This is a genomic window from Streptomyces sp. NBC_01116 (assembly GCF_041435495.1).
Taxonomy (GTDB): Bacteria; Actinomycetota; Actinomycetes; order Streptomycetales; family Streptomycetaceae; genus Streptomyces.
This window is the reverse complement of the sequence record NZ_CP108644.1, coordinates 5,321,423-5,338,847: the sequence shown is the minus strand read 5'-3', so window position 1 is coordinate 5,338,847 and position 17,425 is coordinate 5,321,423. Positions and strand designations below refer to the sequence as shown.

Here is a 17,425-nt window from a genome sequence, read left to right as displayed (position 1 = left end):
GGACGCGGGCAGACCTGTTCCGCCCCCGCGCGGCAGGTCGAGGCGGGGGAACGGCCTGCCCTAGCCGGGGAATTCGAGGATCTCGCCGGATCTGCCGGGTACCGGGGCCGAGGTCGCCGGGAGGCCCGCTCCCCGGACGAGCGCGGTGTGCGGACCGCCCGGGGACCGGACCGCGTACAGGTCGCCGCCGCGCGGCCCCTGGACGTCGGCCACCGTCGTACGCGCGAGGTCGCCGCAGGGGCCGAACGGCGCGCGACCAGGCGCCGGCGTGGGCTCGGAGCCCTGTGCGTGCCCGGCGTCCGGCGGTCCGGAACCGTCCGGCGCGACCGACGCGGAGCCCGGTGCTCCCCTGCTTCGGTCATGGCCGACCGTCGGCTCGGCAGAGGTGTCAGCCCCGGCATCGCCCGGCACCGCCGGCCCGGTTCCGGCGTCACGGCCGGTGTCCGGCACGGAAGGTGACGGAGCACCGGGTACGTCCGGCTCGCCACCGGGCCCACCCGGCGAGGGGAGCACGGAGAGAAGAGGGGGCAGCCCCGGCACGGACGGCGCCAACGGCCGCACCACCCCGGCGACCCGGTCCACGGTGTCTCCCGCACCCACGACCACGGCATCGCGGACGCGAGCGGGCGTGGAGGCGGTGGGAGCCATGGAAGCGGTGGAAGTCGTGGGAGCCGCGGAGGCAAGAGCGTCGGCAGGGGCTGCGGGTTCGGCGGTCAGTTCCGCGGCGGATTCGACGCCGGGTTCCGCAGGGCCTTTCTGTACGGCCCGCTGCTGTGCGGCCGGTTGCCGAGCGGCAGGGTCGATCTGCCCGACCACCGGCTGGACCACCGGCTGGACCACCGGCTCGGTGTCCCGCGCCGGGACCCGCCGGGCCGAAGGCTCGACTGCCGTGCGGGCGGCGGCCCCGGTGACTGCGCCTTCCGACGCGGTGTCCGCCACGGAGACGGAGAGCCGGCCCGGATCGGGACGCTCCCGTGCTTCCGCGCTTCCGCCCGCGAGGAGGCCCAGAGCCAGCAGGCCGCCGAGGAACAGCACCGCCTGTACCGCGCGACGCCCCGCCGTACCCCGCGCCGGGCGCGGGTCGACGGCTGCGCGGGCAGCGGCGGTTGCGCGGGCAGCGGCGGTTGCGGTCACCTCGGTGGCTCCTCCCTGGCGCACGGACCTCTGGCGTTTGGATCCCGGGCGCATGGATCCTGGTGCACGAATCCCTGGTGCATGGATCCCTCACGGATGGCGGAATGCGCCCCTCCGTGAACGACGGGTCGATGCTTGCACGAGCCCGTGGGGGTCACGCAAGTCCCTGGCTACTCTTGGGCCTCCATGTCCTGTATGGGCAGTGGCCTCTTCTCGATCGCCGCAGCCATGACGTCCGGGAAGAGATCCGGAGTACAGGCGAACGCGGGTGCTCCCAGCGCCCCGAGCGCCGCCGCGTGCTCGTGGTCGTACGCGGGCGCGCCCTCGTCGGAGAGCGCGAGCAGCGTCACGAACTGCACGCCGGAGGCTTTCATCGCGGCGACCCGCTTGAGCATCTCGTCGCGTATGCCGCCCTCGTAGAGGTCGCTGATGAGGACGACGACGGTGTCCGCGGGACGGGTGATCTTCGACTGGCAGTAGGCGAGCGCCCGGTTGATGTCGGTGCCGCCGCCGAGCTGGGTGCCGAAGAGGACGTCGACCGGGTCGTCGAGCTGGTCCGTGAGGTCGACGACCGCCGTGTCGAAGACGACGAGCCGGGTCGAGAGGGTGCGCATGGAGGCGAGGACCGCACCGAAGACCGAGGCGTAGACGACCGACGCGGCCATCGAGCCCGACTGGTCGATGCACAGGACGATGTCCTTCCTGGCGGACCGGGAGGCGCGCCCGTAGCCGATGAGGCGCTCGGGGACGATCGTGCCCCTCGGCGGCGCGCTGTCGCCCCCCGGGACGGGGAGGTGGTTCTTGAGGTTGGCCCGGATGGTGCGGTTCCAGTCGATGTCCCGGTGGCGGGGCCGGCTGATGCGCGCCGAGCGGTCCAGGGCACCGGTCAGGGTGGCTCTGGTGCGGTTCTCCAGCCGCTTCTCCAGGTCCTCGACGACCTTGCGGACCACGGCGCGTGCGGTCTCCTTCGTCGTCTCGGGCATCGCCTTGTTGAGGGAGAGCAGGGTGCCGACGAGGTGGACGTCCGCCTCGACCGCCTCCAGCATCTCCGGTTCGAGGAGCAGGGCCGCGAGGCCGAGCCGGTCGATCGCGTCGCGCTGCATGACCTGGACCACGGAGCTGGGGAAGTAGGTCCGGATGTCGCCGAGCCAGCGGGCGACGGAGGGCGCCGACGCGCCGAGGCCCGCCGAACGGCCACCGGAGCCCCGGCCGCCGGGCTTCTTCCCCGCGCCCCCGCCGTACAGCGCGTCCAAGGCACTGTCCATGGCCGCGTCCTGGCCGGTGAGGGTGCGCCCGGTGCTGTCGGCGCTGTCCGCGCCGAGCACCATCCGCCAGCGCCGCAGCCGTTCGGCGTCGGGCACGTGCGGGGCATGTGGCCGCGCGGCGCCCGAGACCTGTGCCGTCGTCCGTTCCATCGTCTCCGTCTCCCCTGCCGGGTCCGTCGTGCCCATGTCTCTCGCGCCCGGGTCCGTCGTGCCCGGGCCGGTCGTGCTTGGGCCGGTCGTGGCCCTCGTCATCCGGCTGCCTCCTCGGGCTCCGACCGGCGGCCGAGCAGCAGGCTCACCACCGACTCCACGGCGTCGGCCCTGGCCCGGTCGAGGCCGGGTCCGAAGCCCCCGGGCACCCGGCCTGCGTCGCCCCGGCGGGCGCCCCCGGTCACGGGCCCGCGCCGGACCAGCTCGCCCAGAGTGCGCCGTACGCCCGGCTCGTACGCGGAGAACGTGCGGCGCAGCAGCGGCAGCACATCGGTGAACATCTCGGCGGGAACGCCGGTCAGCCAGGCGTCGACCAGCCCGAGCAGCCGCTCGTCGTGGACCAGCAGCATGCCGCCGCCCGACGCGCCGCCGACGAACCCCTCGATCCAGGCGGCGGCGTCGGCGGGCGGGGTCCCGGGCGAGAGCGCCAGGCCCATCAGCCGGGCCGCCTCGTCCACCGCCAGCCGCCCCTCGTCCAGGAGCAGCCGGGTGGCCCGGCCCCGGATGATGCCGGCGACCGTGCCCCGGGCCGCCAGCTTGTGCAGGACGGCGTCCCAGCGCTCCCGCAGCCCTTCGGCCGGGGCCGCTCCGGCGAGCAGGAGCCCGATCGCACCGTGCACGGCCTCCATCTGACGGCGCAGCGCCTCGGCCCCGTCCCCGTCGAGGCCGGTGCAGGCGGGCGGCAGGCCGACACAGATCCGCTCGGCGAGTCCGGCGGCGACCTCCGCGAGCGCCGCCGTGTCCGTGGAGCGCACGTCCCCGTACCGCAGGGAGCGGGCCAGGGCGGGCAGCGCGTCCGCGAGGTGGCCGACGTCCGCGTCGAGTGCGGCCCGGTCGGCGAGGGCCCTCATCACGACGGGCAGCGCCTCGGGCAGCCCTGCGAGGAGGCAGTGTTCGGCGAGTGCGGTGACGTCGGCCAGCGCGGTCGCCGCCACGGCCCCCGACTCGGCCTTCGCGGTGGCGGCGGTGAGGACGGTGGTGCCCCACACACCCGCTTCCGCGACCCGGACGTGCAGTTCCGGTTCCCAGCTCAGCCGCCAGCTCTCCCGGAAGGTGCCGGTGCTGCCCCGGCCCGCGACCGGTTCGCCCCAGCCGATGTCGAGGAGGCGCAGCCGGTGCAGGAGGCGGCTGCGGGCGGCGTCGGTCTCCTTGCGCAGGTCGAGGTCCATCTCGCGTTCCGACGCCTCCGGCTTGAGCCGGAGGGTGCGCTGGCTGCGGGTCAGGTCCCGTTGCAGCGGGACGGCCGGGGCGGCGTCCGGCACCTCGCCGAGGGTCTCGCCGACGATCAGCCGGTCCCGGACGAGGGCGAGCGGGACATCGGATCCCTCGCACATGACGGCCCGCACCGCGTCGGTCGTCTCGCCGAGACCGGCCAGCGGGCGACCCCGGAGTGCGGCGAGGGTCTCGGCGAGCCGCACGGCCTCGATGACATGGGCGGTGGAGACGAACCGGTCCTCCTCGCGCAGGAGTCCGGCGACCTTGGTCATCCATCGCTCGATCGGCCGGTCGGCGGCGTCGAAGAGGTGCCCGTACCAGCCGGGCGAGTCGATCCCCGCCCCGTATCCGCTGTGCCGGGCGAGCCGGCGGTGGGTCCACGGCACCCAGGTCAGATCGGCCTTGACCTTCGGGAGCCCCTTGAGCAGGGCGCGGTCGGCGGCGAGAGTGGTCCGCGCGGCGAGGGCCGGAACGTGCCAGGCCCCGCACACGACGGCGACGCCGTCACCGAATTCCTTGCGCGCGGTACGAAGTTGGATCCGCATGTACGCCTCGCGCACCGCGTCCCGGGGCTGCCCGCCGTCGCCGTACGCCTCGCGGAGCGCGCTCATGGCCTCCGCGAGCGCGACGAACGGCGCGAGCGCATCGCCCCCGTGGCGCTCGTCGCCACCCTGGCTCCCGTCGCTCCCGTCGCTCCCGTCGCCTCCGCCGTTCCCGTCGTCCGTGGTCCCGGGTGGGACGTCGGTGGGTGTCGCTCCGGTGGTCGAGCGGTGCTCGACGACGTCCTCCCACCAGCGTTCGGGATCGTCGTATCCGGCGGTCTCGGCGAGCACCCGGATCGGGTCGACGACCGGTGTGGCCTCTTCTCCGGCTCCCTCCCCCGCCGCCGCCTCCTCACTCCCCACGCCCGGCGCGGGTTCCTTGAGTGCGAGGGAGTGGGCGGCGGGCAGATCGATGAAGCGGACCGGGACGTCGTGGTCGAGAGCCCAGCGGATGGCCACCCACTCGGGCGAGAACGCGGCCATCGGCCAGAAGGAGGCAAGGCCCGGGTCGTCCACGGCGTGGGCGAGCAGTGCGACGGGGGGACGCATCCGCGGGTCGGCGGCGAGGTGCAGCAGCGCGTCGCCCTCGGGCGGTCCTTCGATGAGGACAGCGGCCGGGCGGGCCGCCGCGAGCGCGGCGAGGACCGCGCGGGCCGACCCGGGGCCGTGGTGCCGCACCCCCAGGAGCCAGGGTCCGGCACCCGCGCGGGGCCCCGGCCCGGCGGCTCCGCGCCTCTCCGTCGCCGTCCCGGTCGCCGTCGCCGTGCCGGTCATCGAGGCCGGGCCGCTCGTACCCGCTGTCCGGATCGTGGCCGCTGACCCGGTCGCCACTGCCGTCCCGGCGGGGCCCGTCGTCCCGGCGGGGCCCGTCATGCGGATACCTCGCGGCAGGCGCGGTAGAAGTCCTTCCAGCCGTCCCGCTCCCGGACAACGGTCTCCAGATACTCCTGCCAGACCACCCGGTCCGCCGCCGGGTCCCGGACGACCGCGCCGAGGATGCCGGCCGCGACGTCGCCGGGGCGCAGGACACCGTCGCCGAAGTGGGCGGCGAGCGCGAGGCCGTTCGTGACGACGGAGATCGCCTCCGCGGTGGAGAGCGTGCCGGAGGGCGACTTGAGCTTGGTGCGCCCGTCGGTGGTCATCCCGTCGCGCAGTTCGCGGAAGACCGTCACCACGCGCCGGATCTCGGTCAGGCCCTCCGGCGCCGCGGGCAGGTCGAGCGAGCGGCCGATCTGGTCGACCCGCCGGGACACGATGTCGACCTCGGCTTCCGGGGTGGCGGGCAGGGGCAGCACGACGGTGTTGAACCGGCGGCGCAGCGCGCTGGACAGCTCGTTGACGCCGCGGTCCCGGTCGTTGGCCGTGGCGATGAGGTTGAAGCCGCGGACGGCCTGGACCTCCTGCCCCAGCTCGGGAACGGGGAGCGTCTTCTCGGACAGGATCGTGATGAGCGAGTCCTGCACGTCGGCCGGAATGCGGGTCAGCTCCTCGACCCGGGCGGTCATGCCCTCGGACATCGCCCGCATCAGCGGACTGGGCACCAGGGCGTCGCGGCTGGGGCCGTGGGCGAGCAGCTGGGCGTAGTTCCACCCGTAGCGGACGGCTTCCTCGGGCGTCCCCGCCGTGCCCTGCACGAGCAGCGTCGAGTCACCGCTGACGGCGGCGGCGAGATGCTCGGACACCCAGGTCTTGGCCGTGCCGGGGACGCCGAGCAGGAGCAGGGCCCGGTCGGTGGCAAGCGTGGTCACGGCCACTTCGACCAGGCGGCGCGGGCCCACGTACTTCGGTGTGATCACCGTGCCGTCCGGCAGGGTCCCGCCCTGCAGATACGTGGCGACGGCCCAGGGCGAAAGCCGCCAACGGGCGGGCCTCGGGCGGTCGTCGGCGGCTTCGAGCGCCTTCAGCTCGTCGGCGAACGCGTCCTCGGCGTGCGGGCGCAGCACCTCGGCGCCCGCCTCCGGCGCGACGGCGGCGTTGGTTTCGGACACGGTCATGGGTCCCCCTCCAGATCGGTCGACCTGATGTGGTTCCCACCGTGCACCATGCCACTGACAACGGGCCCTGACCCCAGGTCAGGGCCCGTTGTCGGCGCTCGGCACCGGGCTCGGCAGCCCCCGCCGGACCTCGCTCGGCCGGTCGGCCGGTCGGCCGGTCGGCCGGTCAGCCGGTCAGCCGGTCAGCCGGTCAGCCGGTCAGCCGGTCAGCCGGTCAGCCGGTCAGCCGGTCGGCCGGTCAGCCGGTCGGCCGGTCAGCCCACGATCGGCGATACCGCGACGCAGCCGCCTGCCGTGAGCATGCCCTCCCCCTTCGCCTCCTTGATGACCTTGCCCTTGTACGTGATGGTGCAGGTGACGTCGGCGCCGCCCGCGTCCACGGCCAACGGCATGACGGCGGGCGGCATGATGCCGCGCAGTTCGACGGTCTTCTTCCACGGCAGGGTCGGCGAGGTGACGGTCTCCAGCTTGGGCTCCATGGCCTCCCCGCCGCCCCCGTGGTAGCTGATCTCGTCGACGCTCTTGCCGGTGACCTCGTACGTGACCTCGTACTTCTCGTCCACGGCCGTGTCGACCGCCTTGCCGACCGCGTCGTCGACCGACTCCGCCGAGCAGGCGCCGAGACCGAGCACGAGACCGGCGACGGCGAGGGCGTGGGCAGCGGCGCGTACGGGGCGGGTGGCTCTGGTGGTGGTGCGTGCGGTGCGGGTGGCTCTGGTGGTGGTGCGTGCGGTGCGGGTGGCTCTGGTGGTGGTGCGTGCGGTGCGGATGGTGCGGTTCATTCCGGGATCCCCCCTGGATCGGACCGGGCACGGATCTGTTCCGTACGCGGAGATCGCAGGGAAACGTAAGGGAATGGCAAAGTCAAATCCCGCTCGGAGCGACTGCTTCGCAGGTCGGAGGGGATTGTCAGTGGTGCCCCCTACCGTCGGGGACATGCTGCTATCTCACGGGGGAGAGCCCTCGCCCACCGGTGGACCGGTGGCGCGCTGGTCGGTGGAACAGGTGCTGGCGCTGGCTCCTGACGATGCTTCACGCAAGGCGGGTACGCGGCTCGGCGCGGCCGGCCCGTGGACGGGCACGGGCCGCGATGCCGCGGGCGCGCTGTGGGGCCTGTGCAAGGGGAGCGGGAGCACGCCGTACCGGACGGTGGTCGACACCACCGGCCCGGCCTACTCCTGTAGTTGCCCGAGCCGGAAGTTCCCGTGCAAGCACGCGCTGGGGCTGTTGCTGTTCCGGGCGTCCGACGACGCCGCGTTCCGGCCGGGCGAGCCTGCCGACTGGGCCGCGGCGTGGATCGAGGCCCGGCGCGGACGGGCGGCGGAGAAGGGCGGGACCGCCGCGGGCGGCGACACCGCACGGGCCCCCGCCGACACCGCCGCCGCACTGAAGCGGGCGGAGCGCCGGGCCGAGCGCGTCACGGGCGGGGCCCAGGAGCTGGAACAGCGACTGGCCGACCTGCTGCGCGGCGGACTCGCCGCGACCGACCGCTCGGGGTACGGCCTGTGGGAGGAGACCGCCGCCCGCATGGTCGACGCCCAGGCCCCCGGGCTAGCGGCCCGGGTGAGGGAGCTGGGCGCGATCAGCGGATCCGGTCCGGGCTGGCCGGTCCGCCTGCTGGAGGAGTGTGCTCTGCTCCACCTGCTGGACACCGCCTGGCTCGGCCGGGAGCGGCTGCCGGACCCGCTGGCCGCGACCGTGCGCACGAGGATGGGGCTGCCCGTGTCCGCCGAGGGCCCCCCGGTCCGTGACCACTGGCTGGTCCTCGCGCAGTACGACACCCCGGACGGCAAGATCGTCACCCGCCGGATCTGGCTGTACGGGCGGGAGTCGGGCCGTACGGCTCTGCTGCTCTCGTTCGGCGCGGCGGGCCGGGCCCCGGCGCAGGCGCTGCCGGTGGGCGCGACGGTCGATGCGGAGCTGACGCCGTATCCGGGCGGCGGGCAGCTCCGTGCGGAGCTGGGCGAGCAGTTCAGTGCCCTGGCCCCGGCCGGACCTCCGCCGGGAATCGCCGCGGCGTCCGCGCCGGCCGTCTACGGCGACGCCCTGCGGGAGGACCCCTGGCTGGACGCCTGGCCGGTCACCCTGCGCGACGTCATACCCGCGCCGTCCGAGGACGGCTGGCAGGTGGTGGACGCGCACACCGACTCAGCCCTGCCGATCGCCCCGGCAGCGCTGTCCCGGCCGGGTCTGTGGAAGCTCGTCGCCCTGTCCGGCGGCGGCCCGGTCACCGTGTTCGGCGAGATCGGCCACCGCGGCTTCGACCCGCTCGCGGCCTGGGACCCGAGCGAGGCGGAGGAGGACGGACGCACCACGGACGGCTCGGTCGTCCAACTGGTCTGACCCGCGCGACCGGCCGACCCGCCCGGCGCACCCCGGCACCCCGGCGCCCCGCTCCACCTGCCCGTACGTCCGCCCAACTGCCCGTACGTCCGCCCGCCCGCCGGTACGTCAGCCCGCCCGCAGCGAACTCCGGCCCGTCGCCCGCTCACTGCCGCCGCCACCTCAGCACCGTCCTGCCCGCCCCCAGTCCGCTGTCCCCGTACGACATCCGCGCATTTCTGCCGCTGGAGGGGAAAGATGCCTCGCACGACCAGTCCCACCGCCGTCACCACCGGTACCGCCATCACCAATGCCACTGCCACTGCCACTGCCAGCAACGGGACCGGTACCGGTAGCACCGCTGCCACCGCTCGCGCCTCCGCAGGCTGCCACCCCTGGGAGGAGCTGGTCACCTCGGCGCTCCTGGGCACCGACCGCCGCCCCCCGACACCACGCGGCGGCCCCGCGCCGGCCGATGCTCCCGCGGCCCTGCTGGACGCCGCCGCGCTGCACACCGTGCGGCAGCGGGCCGGACTGCTGCCGGCCGTGCCGGCGGCCCGGCCCGAGCCGGCCGCCCCGGATCCCCGCCCGGCGCTCCCCGACGCCGCCCGGCACCGGCTCGCCCACCTGCTGGCCGACCGTGCCGCGCCCTCGGGCGGCGGTCGGCGCGGGGCCGCCCCCGACCTCACCGAGCTGATCCCGCAGTGGCTGGCCACCGCCAACCGGCAGGGCTTCCGCGCCCCGGCGGCCCTGCTGCCGCCGCTGCTGGACGCCGCCCGCGCCCGTACGGACCTGCGCCCGCAGGCGCTCGCGTTCGCGGGGCCGCGCGGGCTGTGGCTGGCCGGGCTGAATCCCGACTGGAAGTTCGCCCTGCGGGGCGCGGCCAGCGGCGCGCCCCACCTCGACATCACGGACCCGGAAGCGGTGGGCCGGTTGTGGGAGGAGGGGCTGTTCGCGGAGCGGGTCGCGTTGCTCGACTCCGTACGGGCGCAGGACCCGCCCGCCGGTCTCACGCTGCTCGCCACCACCTGGTCGGCCGAGCGGGCCGAGGACCGGCTGATGTTCCTGGACTCCCTGAGGTCCGGGCTCGGGGCCGACGACGAGCCGTTCCTGGAGCAGGCCCTGTCCGACCGCAGCCGCAACGTCCGCGCCACCGCCGCCGAACTGCTGTCCGCGCTGCCCGAGTCGGCGCTCGCCGGACGGATGGCGGCCCGCGCGGCTTCCTGCGTGAACCCGGACCGTACGGGGGACGTCGCCTCCATCGCCGTGGAGGCTCCGCACGAGTGCGACGCGGCGATGCAGCGCGACGGCGTCGCGGCGATCCCGCCGGCCGGCCGAGGTGAACGCTCGTGGTGGCTCGGCCAGTTGGTGGAGGCCGCCCCGCTGGGCGTCTGGGAGGAGCGGTTCGGCGGCCGGTCGGCCGAGGAGATCGTGGCCCTGCCGGTCGCCGACGACTGGGCCGGCGAGCTGCACGCCGCCTGGTGCCGGGCGGCCGTGCGGCAGCGGAATCCGCAGTGGGCCCGGGCCCTGCTCGGACGCCCCTCGGCACCCCCGGCGAGCGGCCCCGGGACGGCCTCGATCGCCGAGCGCTCGAAGCTCCTCGCCATCCTGGACCAGGCGGAACGCGCCTCCTGGGTGGCCGAGTTCATAGCAGCGCACGGCCTCTCGGAGGCGTTCCAGCTGCTCGGGGTCTGCACGGTTCCCTGGGCCGGACCACTCGGGCGCGCAGTGGTCGACGCTCTCGACATCGCGCGGGACGGCGGGAGCTATCCGTGGAGCTTCAGCGGAGTGATGGGCCTCGCGGAACGCTGTCTGGATCCGGCCGAGGCGGACCGGCTGGAAGTCCTGACGGCCGCACAGGACGAGCAGGAGGGAGCGTCACCCGGAGCGGGTGGCTACTGGTCGGAGGCCTTCCAGCGCCTGGTCTCCACCCTGCGGCTGCGCGCCGCCATGGAGGCGGAACTGATGCCCTGATGCCGCGACGAAGGCGGAGCCGACGCCCTGGAGGCGAAGCCGACGTCATAACGGCGGAGTCGAACTCCTGACGGCGCCGTTCGGGGAGACGGCAGCCGGTCTGTCCGCCGCTACGGGGGCAAGGCGAGGCCGCCGCGGCCCGCGGCGACGCCGGAATCACCGCCGCCCGCGCGGGCCCCGTGCACAGCGGGCCCGCTCCGGGGCCGGTGTCAGGCCTGGGCGGCCTGCCGGACGTTGGCGTTGACCCACGTGACGATCTCGGTCGTCGTCGCCCCCGGGGTGAACAGCTCCGCGACGCCCAGTTCCTTCAGCGGTGCGATGTCGTCCTCCGGGATGATGCCGCCGCCGAACACCTTGATGTCCTCCGCGTCCCGGTCCTTCAGCAGCTCGATCACCTTGGCGAACAGCGTGTTGTGCGCCCCGGAGAGGATCGAGAGGCCGATGGCGTCGGCGTCCTCCTGGATCGCCGTGTCGACGATCTGCTCGGGCGTCTGGTGGAGCCCCGTGTAGATCACCTCCATGCCGGCGTCCCGCAACGCCCGCGCGATGACTTTGGCCCCGCGGTCGTGGCCGTCGAGTCCCGGCTTGGCCACCACCACACGGATCGGACCGGTCACACCCATCACTGCCTCCACCTGGTCTCCCGCGCCTGAAGGGCCGGGGATGTGAACGAACGTTATCCACAGCATCCCGCAAGGCGCTGTTTCGCGGCAGGCGGGGAGGGGGAAATCACATGTGGGACATGTTCGCCAGGCGTCGTCCCCCGTTCCACGCGGTGTTCCGGCCGCGCGGGGTCCGGCGCAAGGGGAGCCGCTACGAGGTTGCCGTACCACCGCGCCGCCAGCCGCACGGCACGGTGGTACGGCTCCCGGCGCCGCCCGGGACGCCACCGGCCGCGCGACCTCGTGCCGACGCCCCGTGAGGGCGTACGGGGACGGGAGCCGCCTCCCCGTACGCCAGTGCAGGAGGCCGGCCGTGAAGCTCGCCCTCACCCTTCCCCTTCTCCCACTGCCCCGCCTCCCCCGGCTGCCGGGCCCCCGGATGTCCTCCGCACTGCTCGCCGCCACCGCGCTGGAGCTGGCCGTCCTCGCCGGGCACCTGATCGCCTACCCCTTCGGCCTCACCCCGGAGCGCCCGGAGCGCCGCCCACCGCCCCGCTCCCCCGCCCCACCGGGGGGCGCCGGCGCCGACGGGCCGGACGAGAGCGAGGCGGCCGTCCACGCGGCCACCGCCCGGGGCGAGGCGCATCCGGCCACCGCGCTGCCGGTCGCGACCGCCGTCGCGCCGCCGGTCGTCCTGCTGCACGGCTTCATCGACAACCGTTCCGTGTTCGTCGTCCTGCGGCGCGCGCTGACCCGGCGCGGCCATCGCCACCTGGAATCCCTCAACTACTCACCGCTGACACGCGACATCCGCACGGCCGCCGAGCTGTTCGGGCTGCATGTGGAGGAGATCTGCGCGCGCACCGGGCACAGCCGGGTCGACGTCGTCGGGCACAGCCTGGGCGGCCTGATCGCCCGGTACTACGTCCAGCGACTCGGCGGCGACCGGCGGGTGCGCACCCTGGTGACGCTCGGAACCCCGCACGGGGGAACCGCCGTCGCCCCCGGGGCGGGCATTCACCCCATCGTGCGTCAGATGCGCGGCGGTTCCTCCGTGATCGAGGAACTGCGCGGCCCCGCTCCCGGCTGTCGGACCCGGTTCGTGAGCTTCTGGAGCGAGTGGGACCAGGTGATGGTCCCCGTCGGAACCGCGTGCGTCGATCATCCCGATCTCGACGCGGTGAACGTGCGCGTCACCGGCATCGGACACCTCGCCCTGCCCGTGCACCCGACGGTGGCCGCAGCGATCCGTGAGGCCCTTGAGGCGCCGGAAGCCACAGAGGACACCCCGGAGGACACGGCAGAGCACACCGCCAACGCCGCCGGATCCTCCCCCGGAGCGACTTCCGCGGCCTGAAATAGAACACCACTCGAACGTAGAGCCAAGGCTGCGTCTGCCGTCCACCGAAAGACGGCCGATTGCCCGTTTCCTGCGAACGTAAAACCTGTCGAAGATTGTCGTCCTCACATACTGCCGGGTACAGTCGCGGCCACTGCTTCCCCCTGGGACTCCCCTGACCGGGACCCCGAACAGTCCTGCTGCCGAGGCGAGAGAGAAGTTGGTGAACGACCAGCACCCCCACGCCGGGCATGTCGGGTACGACGACCGATCGACCGGCGGCTTCGACACCGACCCGCTCTTCGGCTCCCTTTCGGGCGGCCACGAAACCGGCTACGACGCGGGGCACCCCGCCACCGGATACGGCGACAGCGCCTACGGCGCCGGCTACGACACGACCTACGCGACCGGGCAGCCGGACCACAGCGGCCCGTACGACTCCTCCGCGTGGAACACCGACACCGGTGCGCACCAGACGCCCGCCTACGACGGCTACGCCGCCCAGGAGCAGTCCCCGCAGCAGTGGGACACCTCCGGTGCCTGGCAACAGATCGCCGAGCAGGACCTGACCGGCCAGTGGGCGACCGCCGACACCGGCGCGTTCCCCACCACCGGCTTCCCCGCCGCCCCGTACGGCACGGACACCGCGTACGCCACGGAGGCCTACGGCACCGGGGCGTACGGGACGGCCGCCTACGAGACCGGTTCGTACCCGGCGGACACCGGTTCGTACCCGGCCGGCACCGCGTACGGAACCGGCGGCGCCCACGGCGCCGACGCCTACGAGACCGGTTCGTATCCGACCGGCGCGTACGGCACGGCGGCCGCCGCCGCCGACACCGGGACGTACGCCACCACCGCGTTCACCACCGGGACGTTCGACACGGGCGCACATGACACCGGGGTGCACGGCACCGGCTCGCATGACACCGGGGCGTACGACCTCGGCACCTACGACCTCGGCGCCCACGAAACCGGCGCCTACAGCGCGGTCGCGTACGGCACGGGCGCGTACGACACGGGCGCCTACGACGCCACCGCGTGGAACTCCGGCGCCACGCCCGGGGACACCGCGTACGAACCCGAACAGACGTCGCACTCGCTGTACGAACAGCAGCCGGCCGACGCCGCCACGCCCGGGGCGACGGCCGAGCAGGACGGGACGGCGGACGAGCAGGACACCGGCCTCTCCTCCACCGCCGCGTTCGCCGCCCTCGCACCGGACGCCGCGCCGGAGCCGGACGCCGGGGACGACTCCCCCGCCCCGTACTCCGTGAACCGCACCGCCGTCCGTCCTCCCGCGCCCCGCAACCGCGCCCGTCGGCGTACCCCCGCCAAGCGTTCCGCCCTGCTCACCGTCGCGGTGCCCTCCGCCTGCGTGATGAGCGTCGCGGGCATCGCCGCCGCCTCGGTCGGCGGGATGCCCGGTGGCGAGGAGAAGCCGGAGGAGACGACCACCTCGCTGGCGGTCGCCGACCCCAGCACGGTCAAGCCGGTCGCCGCGAACAACCGGCTCGACAGCCAGCTGGAGCAGCTCTCCGAGGGCAGCGACGACTTCCGTGAGCGCGCGAGCCGCACCCAGGAGCGCATCGACCTGCGGGAGCGGCAGGCGGCGGAGAAGAAGAAGCGCGAGGAGGAGGCCGCACGCCGCGAGGCGCTGCGCCCCAAGTTCGTCCTGCCGGTCAAGCAGCACGGGCTCAGCGCCTACTACGGTCAGGCGGGCGTCAACTGGATGTCCGTGCACTCGGGCATCGACTTCCCCGTCTCGTACGGCACTCCGGTGATGGCCGCGACCGACGGCACCGTGCGCACCCAGCTGAACAGCGCCTACGGGGTCATGGCGATCGTGACCGCGGCCGACGGCACCGAGACCTGGTACTGCCACCTCAGCAGCACCAAGATCCGCTCGGGCCCGGTGAAGGCCGGCGACGTCATCGCGTACGCCGGGAACTCGGGCAACTCCACCGGTCCGCACCTGCACTTCGAGGTCCGGCCCGCCGGCGGCGCGGCGATCGACCCGCTGGCGTGGCTGCGCGGCAAGGGCCTCGACCCGAGCTGAGACGGAACCACGGGAACACCGGGCGGAAAGCGAAGCGGGAGGAGGGCCGAGGCCCTCCTCCCGCTTCCGTCCGTCCGGCCCTGTCCCGCCCGACCGACTACAGCTTCTCGACCGGCGCGTACCGCAGCAGCAGCTTCTTCGGGCGTTCGTCGCCGAAGTCGACCGTCGCCTTGGCCTGGTCGCCGAAGCCCTCGACGGCCGTCACCGTGCCGAGCCCGAACTGGTCGTGCGTGACCCGGTCCCCGGCCACCAGGGTGACCGTCGGCTTCTCCGCGCCGCCTCGCCGGGTCGCGAACCCCGAAGGGCCGGAGCGGGAACGGGACGAGGACAGCGAGGACGTGATGCCGGAGGTGGGCCCGGCGGGGGCGGCCATCGGGCCCTTGCGCCGCCAGTCCAGGTGCGCTTCCGGGATCTCCTCCAGGAACCGCGAGGGCGGGTTGTACGAGGGCTGGCCCCAGGCGCTGCGCATCGCGGCCCGGGTCAGATAGAGCCGTTCGCGGGCGCGGGTGATGCCGACGTACGCGAGGCGGCGCTCCTCCTCCAGCTCCTTGGTCTGGCCGAGGGCCCGCATGTGCGGGAAGACGCCGTCCTCCATGCCCGTGAGGAAGACGACCGGGAACTCCAGGCCCTTCGCCGTGTGCAGGGTCATCAGCGTGATGACGCCGGAGCCGTCCTCGTCCTCGTCGGGGATCTGGTCGGAGTCGGCGACGAGCGCGACCTTCTCCAGGAACTCCGCGAGCGTGCCCGCGCCTTCCTCGTCGCCGCGCTCCTGCTCGAATTCGAGGGCGACGGCGGCGAGTTCCTGGAGGTTCTCGATGCGGGTCTCGTCCTGCGGGTCGGTGGAGGCCTGGAGCTCGGCGAGATAGCCCGTGCGCTCCAGGACCGCCTCCAGCACGACGGCGGGCCCGGCGCCGGACTCGACGATCGTGCGCAGCTCCTCCATCAGCGTGTTGAAGCGCTTGACGGCGTTGGACGAGCGGGCGGCCATGCCGTACGCCTCGTCGACGCGGCGCAGCGCCTGCGGGAAGGAGATCTTCTCGCGCATCGACAGGGCGTCGATCATCGCTTCGGCACGGTCGCCGATGCCGCGCTTGGGGACGTTGAGGATGCGGCGCAGCGGAACGGTGTCCTCGGGGTTGGCGAGGACCCGGAGGTAGGCCAGGACGTCCCGGACCTCCTTGCGCTCGTAGAAGCGCACACCGCCGACGACCTTGTAGGGCAGGCCGACGCGGATGAAGATCTCTTCGAAGACGCGGGACTGGGCGTTGGTCCGGTAGAAGACGGCGACGTCGCCCGCCCTGGCGTCGCCCGCGTCGGTGAGCCGGTCGATCTCGTCGGCGACGAACTGCGCCTCGTCGTGCTCGGTGTCGGCGACGTAGCCGGTGATGCGGGCGCCGCTGCCGGCGTTGGTCCAGAGGTTCTTGGGGCGGCGGCTCTCGTTGCGCTCGATGACGGCGTTGGCGGCGGAGAGGATCGTCTGCGTGGAGCGGTAGTTCTGCTCCAGCAGGATCGTCGTCGCGCTCGGGTAGTCCTCCTCGAACTGGAGGATGTTGCGGATGGTCGCGCCCCGGAAGGCGTAGATCGACTGGTCCGCGTCGCCCACCACGCACAGCTCGGCGGGGGCGTCGGCCTCCCCGGCCGGGCCGACCAGCTCCCGTACCAGCGTGTACTGGGCGTGGTTGGTGTCCTGGTACTCGTCGACGAGGACGTGCCGGAAGCGGCGGCGGTAGTGCTCGGCGACGTCCGGGAAGGCCTGGAGCAGGTGGACCGTCGTCATGATGATGTCGTCGAAGTCCAGGGCGTTGGCCTCGCGCAGGCGGGCCTGGTAGAGCGCGTACGCCTGGGCCAGGGTCTTCTCGAAACCGTCCGTCGCCTGCCCGGCGAAGGTCTCCTCGTCGATGAGCTCGTTCTTGAGGTTGGAGACCTTGGCGGTGAAGGACTTCGGCGGGAACTGCTTCGGGTCCAGGTCGAGGTCGCGGCAGACCAGGGCCATCAGGCGCTTGGAGTCGGCGGCGTCGTAGATCGAGAACGACGAGGTGAAGCCGAGCTTCTTCGACTCGCGGCGCAGGATGCGGACGCACGCACTGTGGAAGGTCATGACCCACATGGCGTTGGCGCGGGGGCCGACGAGCTGCTCGACGCGCTCCTTCATCTCGCCCGCGGCCTTGTTGGTGAAGGTGATCGCGAGGATCTGCCCGGGGTGCGTCCCGCGCTCGGCCAGCAGATGGGCGATGCGGTGGGTGAGGACCCGGGTCTTGCCGGAGCCTGCCCCGGCGACGATGAGCAGCGGGGAACCGGCGTGCACGACGGCGGCGCGCTGCTCGGTGTTCAGCCCGTCGAGCAGCGCGGCGGAGTCGATCGCCGGGCGCGGGTGGCCGTCCCGGTAATACCCGTCCCGGGGCGGCGGGGGCGCGTCGTAGACGCCCTCGAAGAGGTCCTCCGGCACCGCTTCGGGCGCGTGGTCCTCGGGAGGCGGCGGGGGGCCGTCCTCCGCGGGCTGGAGGCCGGTCAGGAAACTGTCGTCAAAGAGGCTGCTCATCGCCTCCCGAGTCTAGGCGGCCGGACTGACAACTCTCCGCCGAAGGCGGGAAGGGGCCGCCCGCACCCCACCGTCACCCGTACGCACGGGGACCGGACGTCGACGTTCCGTGAAGGATCGCCCGGTCGGAGGGGGTGCCGGAGCCCCGATCCGGAAAGGTCACGAAAATGTATCGGGCATATCGCTCATCGTCCTTCCCAGCGGCGGGGCCGGTTGGCTAGCGTGCTCGG

At 73.8% G+C, this 17,425-nt stretch carries 11 protein-coding genes; 4 read left to right on the top strand and 7 right to left on the bottom strand.

The genetic code is table 11. The features are described from left to right. Positions 1-60 precede the first annotated feature (60 nt). The 5 genes from OG245_RS23585 to OG245_RS23565 all read right to left on the bottom strand — a co-directional run bounded on the left by OG245_RS23585 (position 61) and on the right by OG245_RS23565 (position 7,142). A complete protein-coding gene (locus OG245_RS23585; RefSeq protein WP_371625443.1) occupies positions 61-1,134 on the bottom strand; it encodes a hypothetical protein in 1,074 nt (357 codons plus the stop codon). A gap of 170 nt (positions 1,135-1,304) precedes the next feature. Beyond that, on the bottom strand, positions 1,305-2,651 hold the full coding sequence (locus OG245_RS23580; RefSeq protein WP_371625442.1) for a VWA domain-containing protein: 1,347 nt from the start codon (positions 2,649-2,651) through the stop codon (positions 1,305-1,307). After that, positions 2,648-5,140, bottom strand: coding sequence for a DUF5682 family protein (locus tag OG245_RS23575; protein ID WP_371627967.1), 2,493 nt, complete (start codon positions 5,138-5,140; stop codon positions 2,648-2,650). Before OG245_RS23575 ends, OG245_RS23580 begins: the two co-directional genes overlap by 4 nt. Before the next feature lie 95 nt (positions 5,141-5,235). After that, on the bottom strand, positions 5,236-6,360 hold the full coding sequence (locus OG245_RS23570; RefSeq protein ID WP_371625441.1) for an AAA family ATPase: 1,125 nt from the start codon (positions 6,358-6,360) through the stop codon (positions 5,236-5,238). Between the two features lie 254 nt (positions 6,361-6,614). Beyond that, positions 6,615-7,142, bottom strand: a complete 528-nt coding sequence (locus OG245_RS23565) for an MmpS family transport accessory protein (RefSeq protein ID WP_371625440.1) — start codon at positions 7,140-7,142, stop codon at positions 6,615-6,617. A gap of 154 nt (positions 7,143-7,296) precedes the next feature. Between OG245_RS23565 and OG245_RS23560 the strand changes: the two genes are divergently transcribed. Then, positions 7,297-8,703 (top strand): SWIM zinc finger family protein, encoded by a 1,407-nt coding sequence (locus OG245_RS23560; protein ID WP_371625439.1) that lies wholly within the window; start codon positions 7,297-7,299, stop codon positions 8,701-8,703. A 237-nt stretch (positions 8,704-8,940) separates the two neighbouring features. Beyond that, positions 8,941-10,656: a DUF5691 domain-containing protein gene (locus tag OG245_RS23555; protein ID WP_371625438.1), complete on the top strand. Its 1,716-nt coding sequence runs from the start codon at positions 8,941-8,943 to the stop codon at positions 10,654-10,656. Between the two features lie 209 nt (positions 10,657-10,865). Here the strand turns inward: OG245_RS23555 and OG245_RS23550 are convergent, their stop codons facing one another. After that, positions 10,866-11,279: a cobalamin B12-binding domain-containing protein gene (locus OG245_RS23550; RefSeq protein ID WP_371625437.1), complete on the bottom strand. Its 414-nt coding sequence runs from the start codon at positions 11,277-11,279 to the stop codon at positions 10,866-10,868. 418 nt (positions 11,280-11,697) lie between these two features. On the opposite strand from OG245_RS23550, the gene OG245_RS23545 reads away from it, so the two are divergent. Next, complete coding sequence (locus OG245_RS23545; RefSeq protein WP_371627966.1) at positions 11,698-12,615, top strand: lipase family alpha/beta hydrolase; 918 nt, start codon at positions 11,698-11,700, stop codon at positions 12,613-12,615. 205 nt (positions 12,616-12,820) lie between these two features. Beyond that, positions 12,821-14,656, top strand: coding sequence for a M23 family metallopeptidase (locus tag OG245_RS23540; RefSeq protein ID WP_371625436.1), 1,836 nt, complete (start codon positions 12,821-12,823; stop codon positions 14,654-14,656). A 97-nt stretch (positions 14,657-14,753) separates the two neighbouring features. Here the strand turns inward: OG245_RS23540 and pcrA are convergent, their stop codons facing one another. Continuing rightward, positions 14,754-17,195 (bottom strand): DNA helicase PcrA, encoded by a 2,442-nt coding sequence (gene pcrA / locus OG245_RS23535; protein ID WP_371625435.1) that lies wholly within the window; start codon positions 17,193-17,195, stop codon positions 14,754-14,756. Positions 17,196-17,425: the final 230 nt, after the last annotated feature.

Coding starts and splice junctions, on each gene's coding strand:
- OG245_RS23570 (WP_371625441.1), bottom strand. CDS start 6,360: ATGACCGTGTCCGAAACCAACGCCGCCGTCGCGCCGGAGGCGGGCGCC.
- OG245_RS23575 (WP_371627967.1), bottom strand. CDS start 5,140: ATGACCGGCACGGCGACGGCGACCGGGACGGCGACGGAGAGGCGCGGA.
- OG245_RS23550 (WP_371625437.1), bottom strand. CDS start 11,279: ATGGGTGTGACCGGTCCGATCCGTGTGGTGGTGGCCAAGCCGGGACTC.
- OG245_RS23545 (WP_371627966.1), top strand. CDS start 11,698: ATGTCCTCCGCACTGCTCGCCGCCACCGCGCTGGAGCTGGCCGTCCTC.
- OG245_RS23560 (WP_371625439.1), top strand. CDS start 7,297: ATGCTGCTATCTCACGGGGGAGAGCCCTCGCCCACCGGTGGACCGGTG.
- OG245_RS23565 (WP_371625440.1), bottom strand. CDS start 7,142: ATGAACCGCACCATCCGCACCGCACGCACCACCACCAGAGCCACCCGC.
- OG245_RS23580 (WP_371625442.1), bottom strand. CDS start 2,651: ATGACGAGGGCCACGACCGGCCCAAGCACGACCGGCCCGGGCACGACG.
- pcrA (WP_371625435.1), bottom strand. CDS start 17,195: ATGAGCAGCCTCTTTGACGACAGTTTCCTGACCGGCCTCCAGCCCGCG.
- OG245_RS23555 (WP_371625438.1), top strand. CDS start 8,941: ATGCCTCGCACGACCAGTCCCACCGCCGTCACCACCGGTACCGCCATC.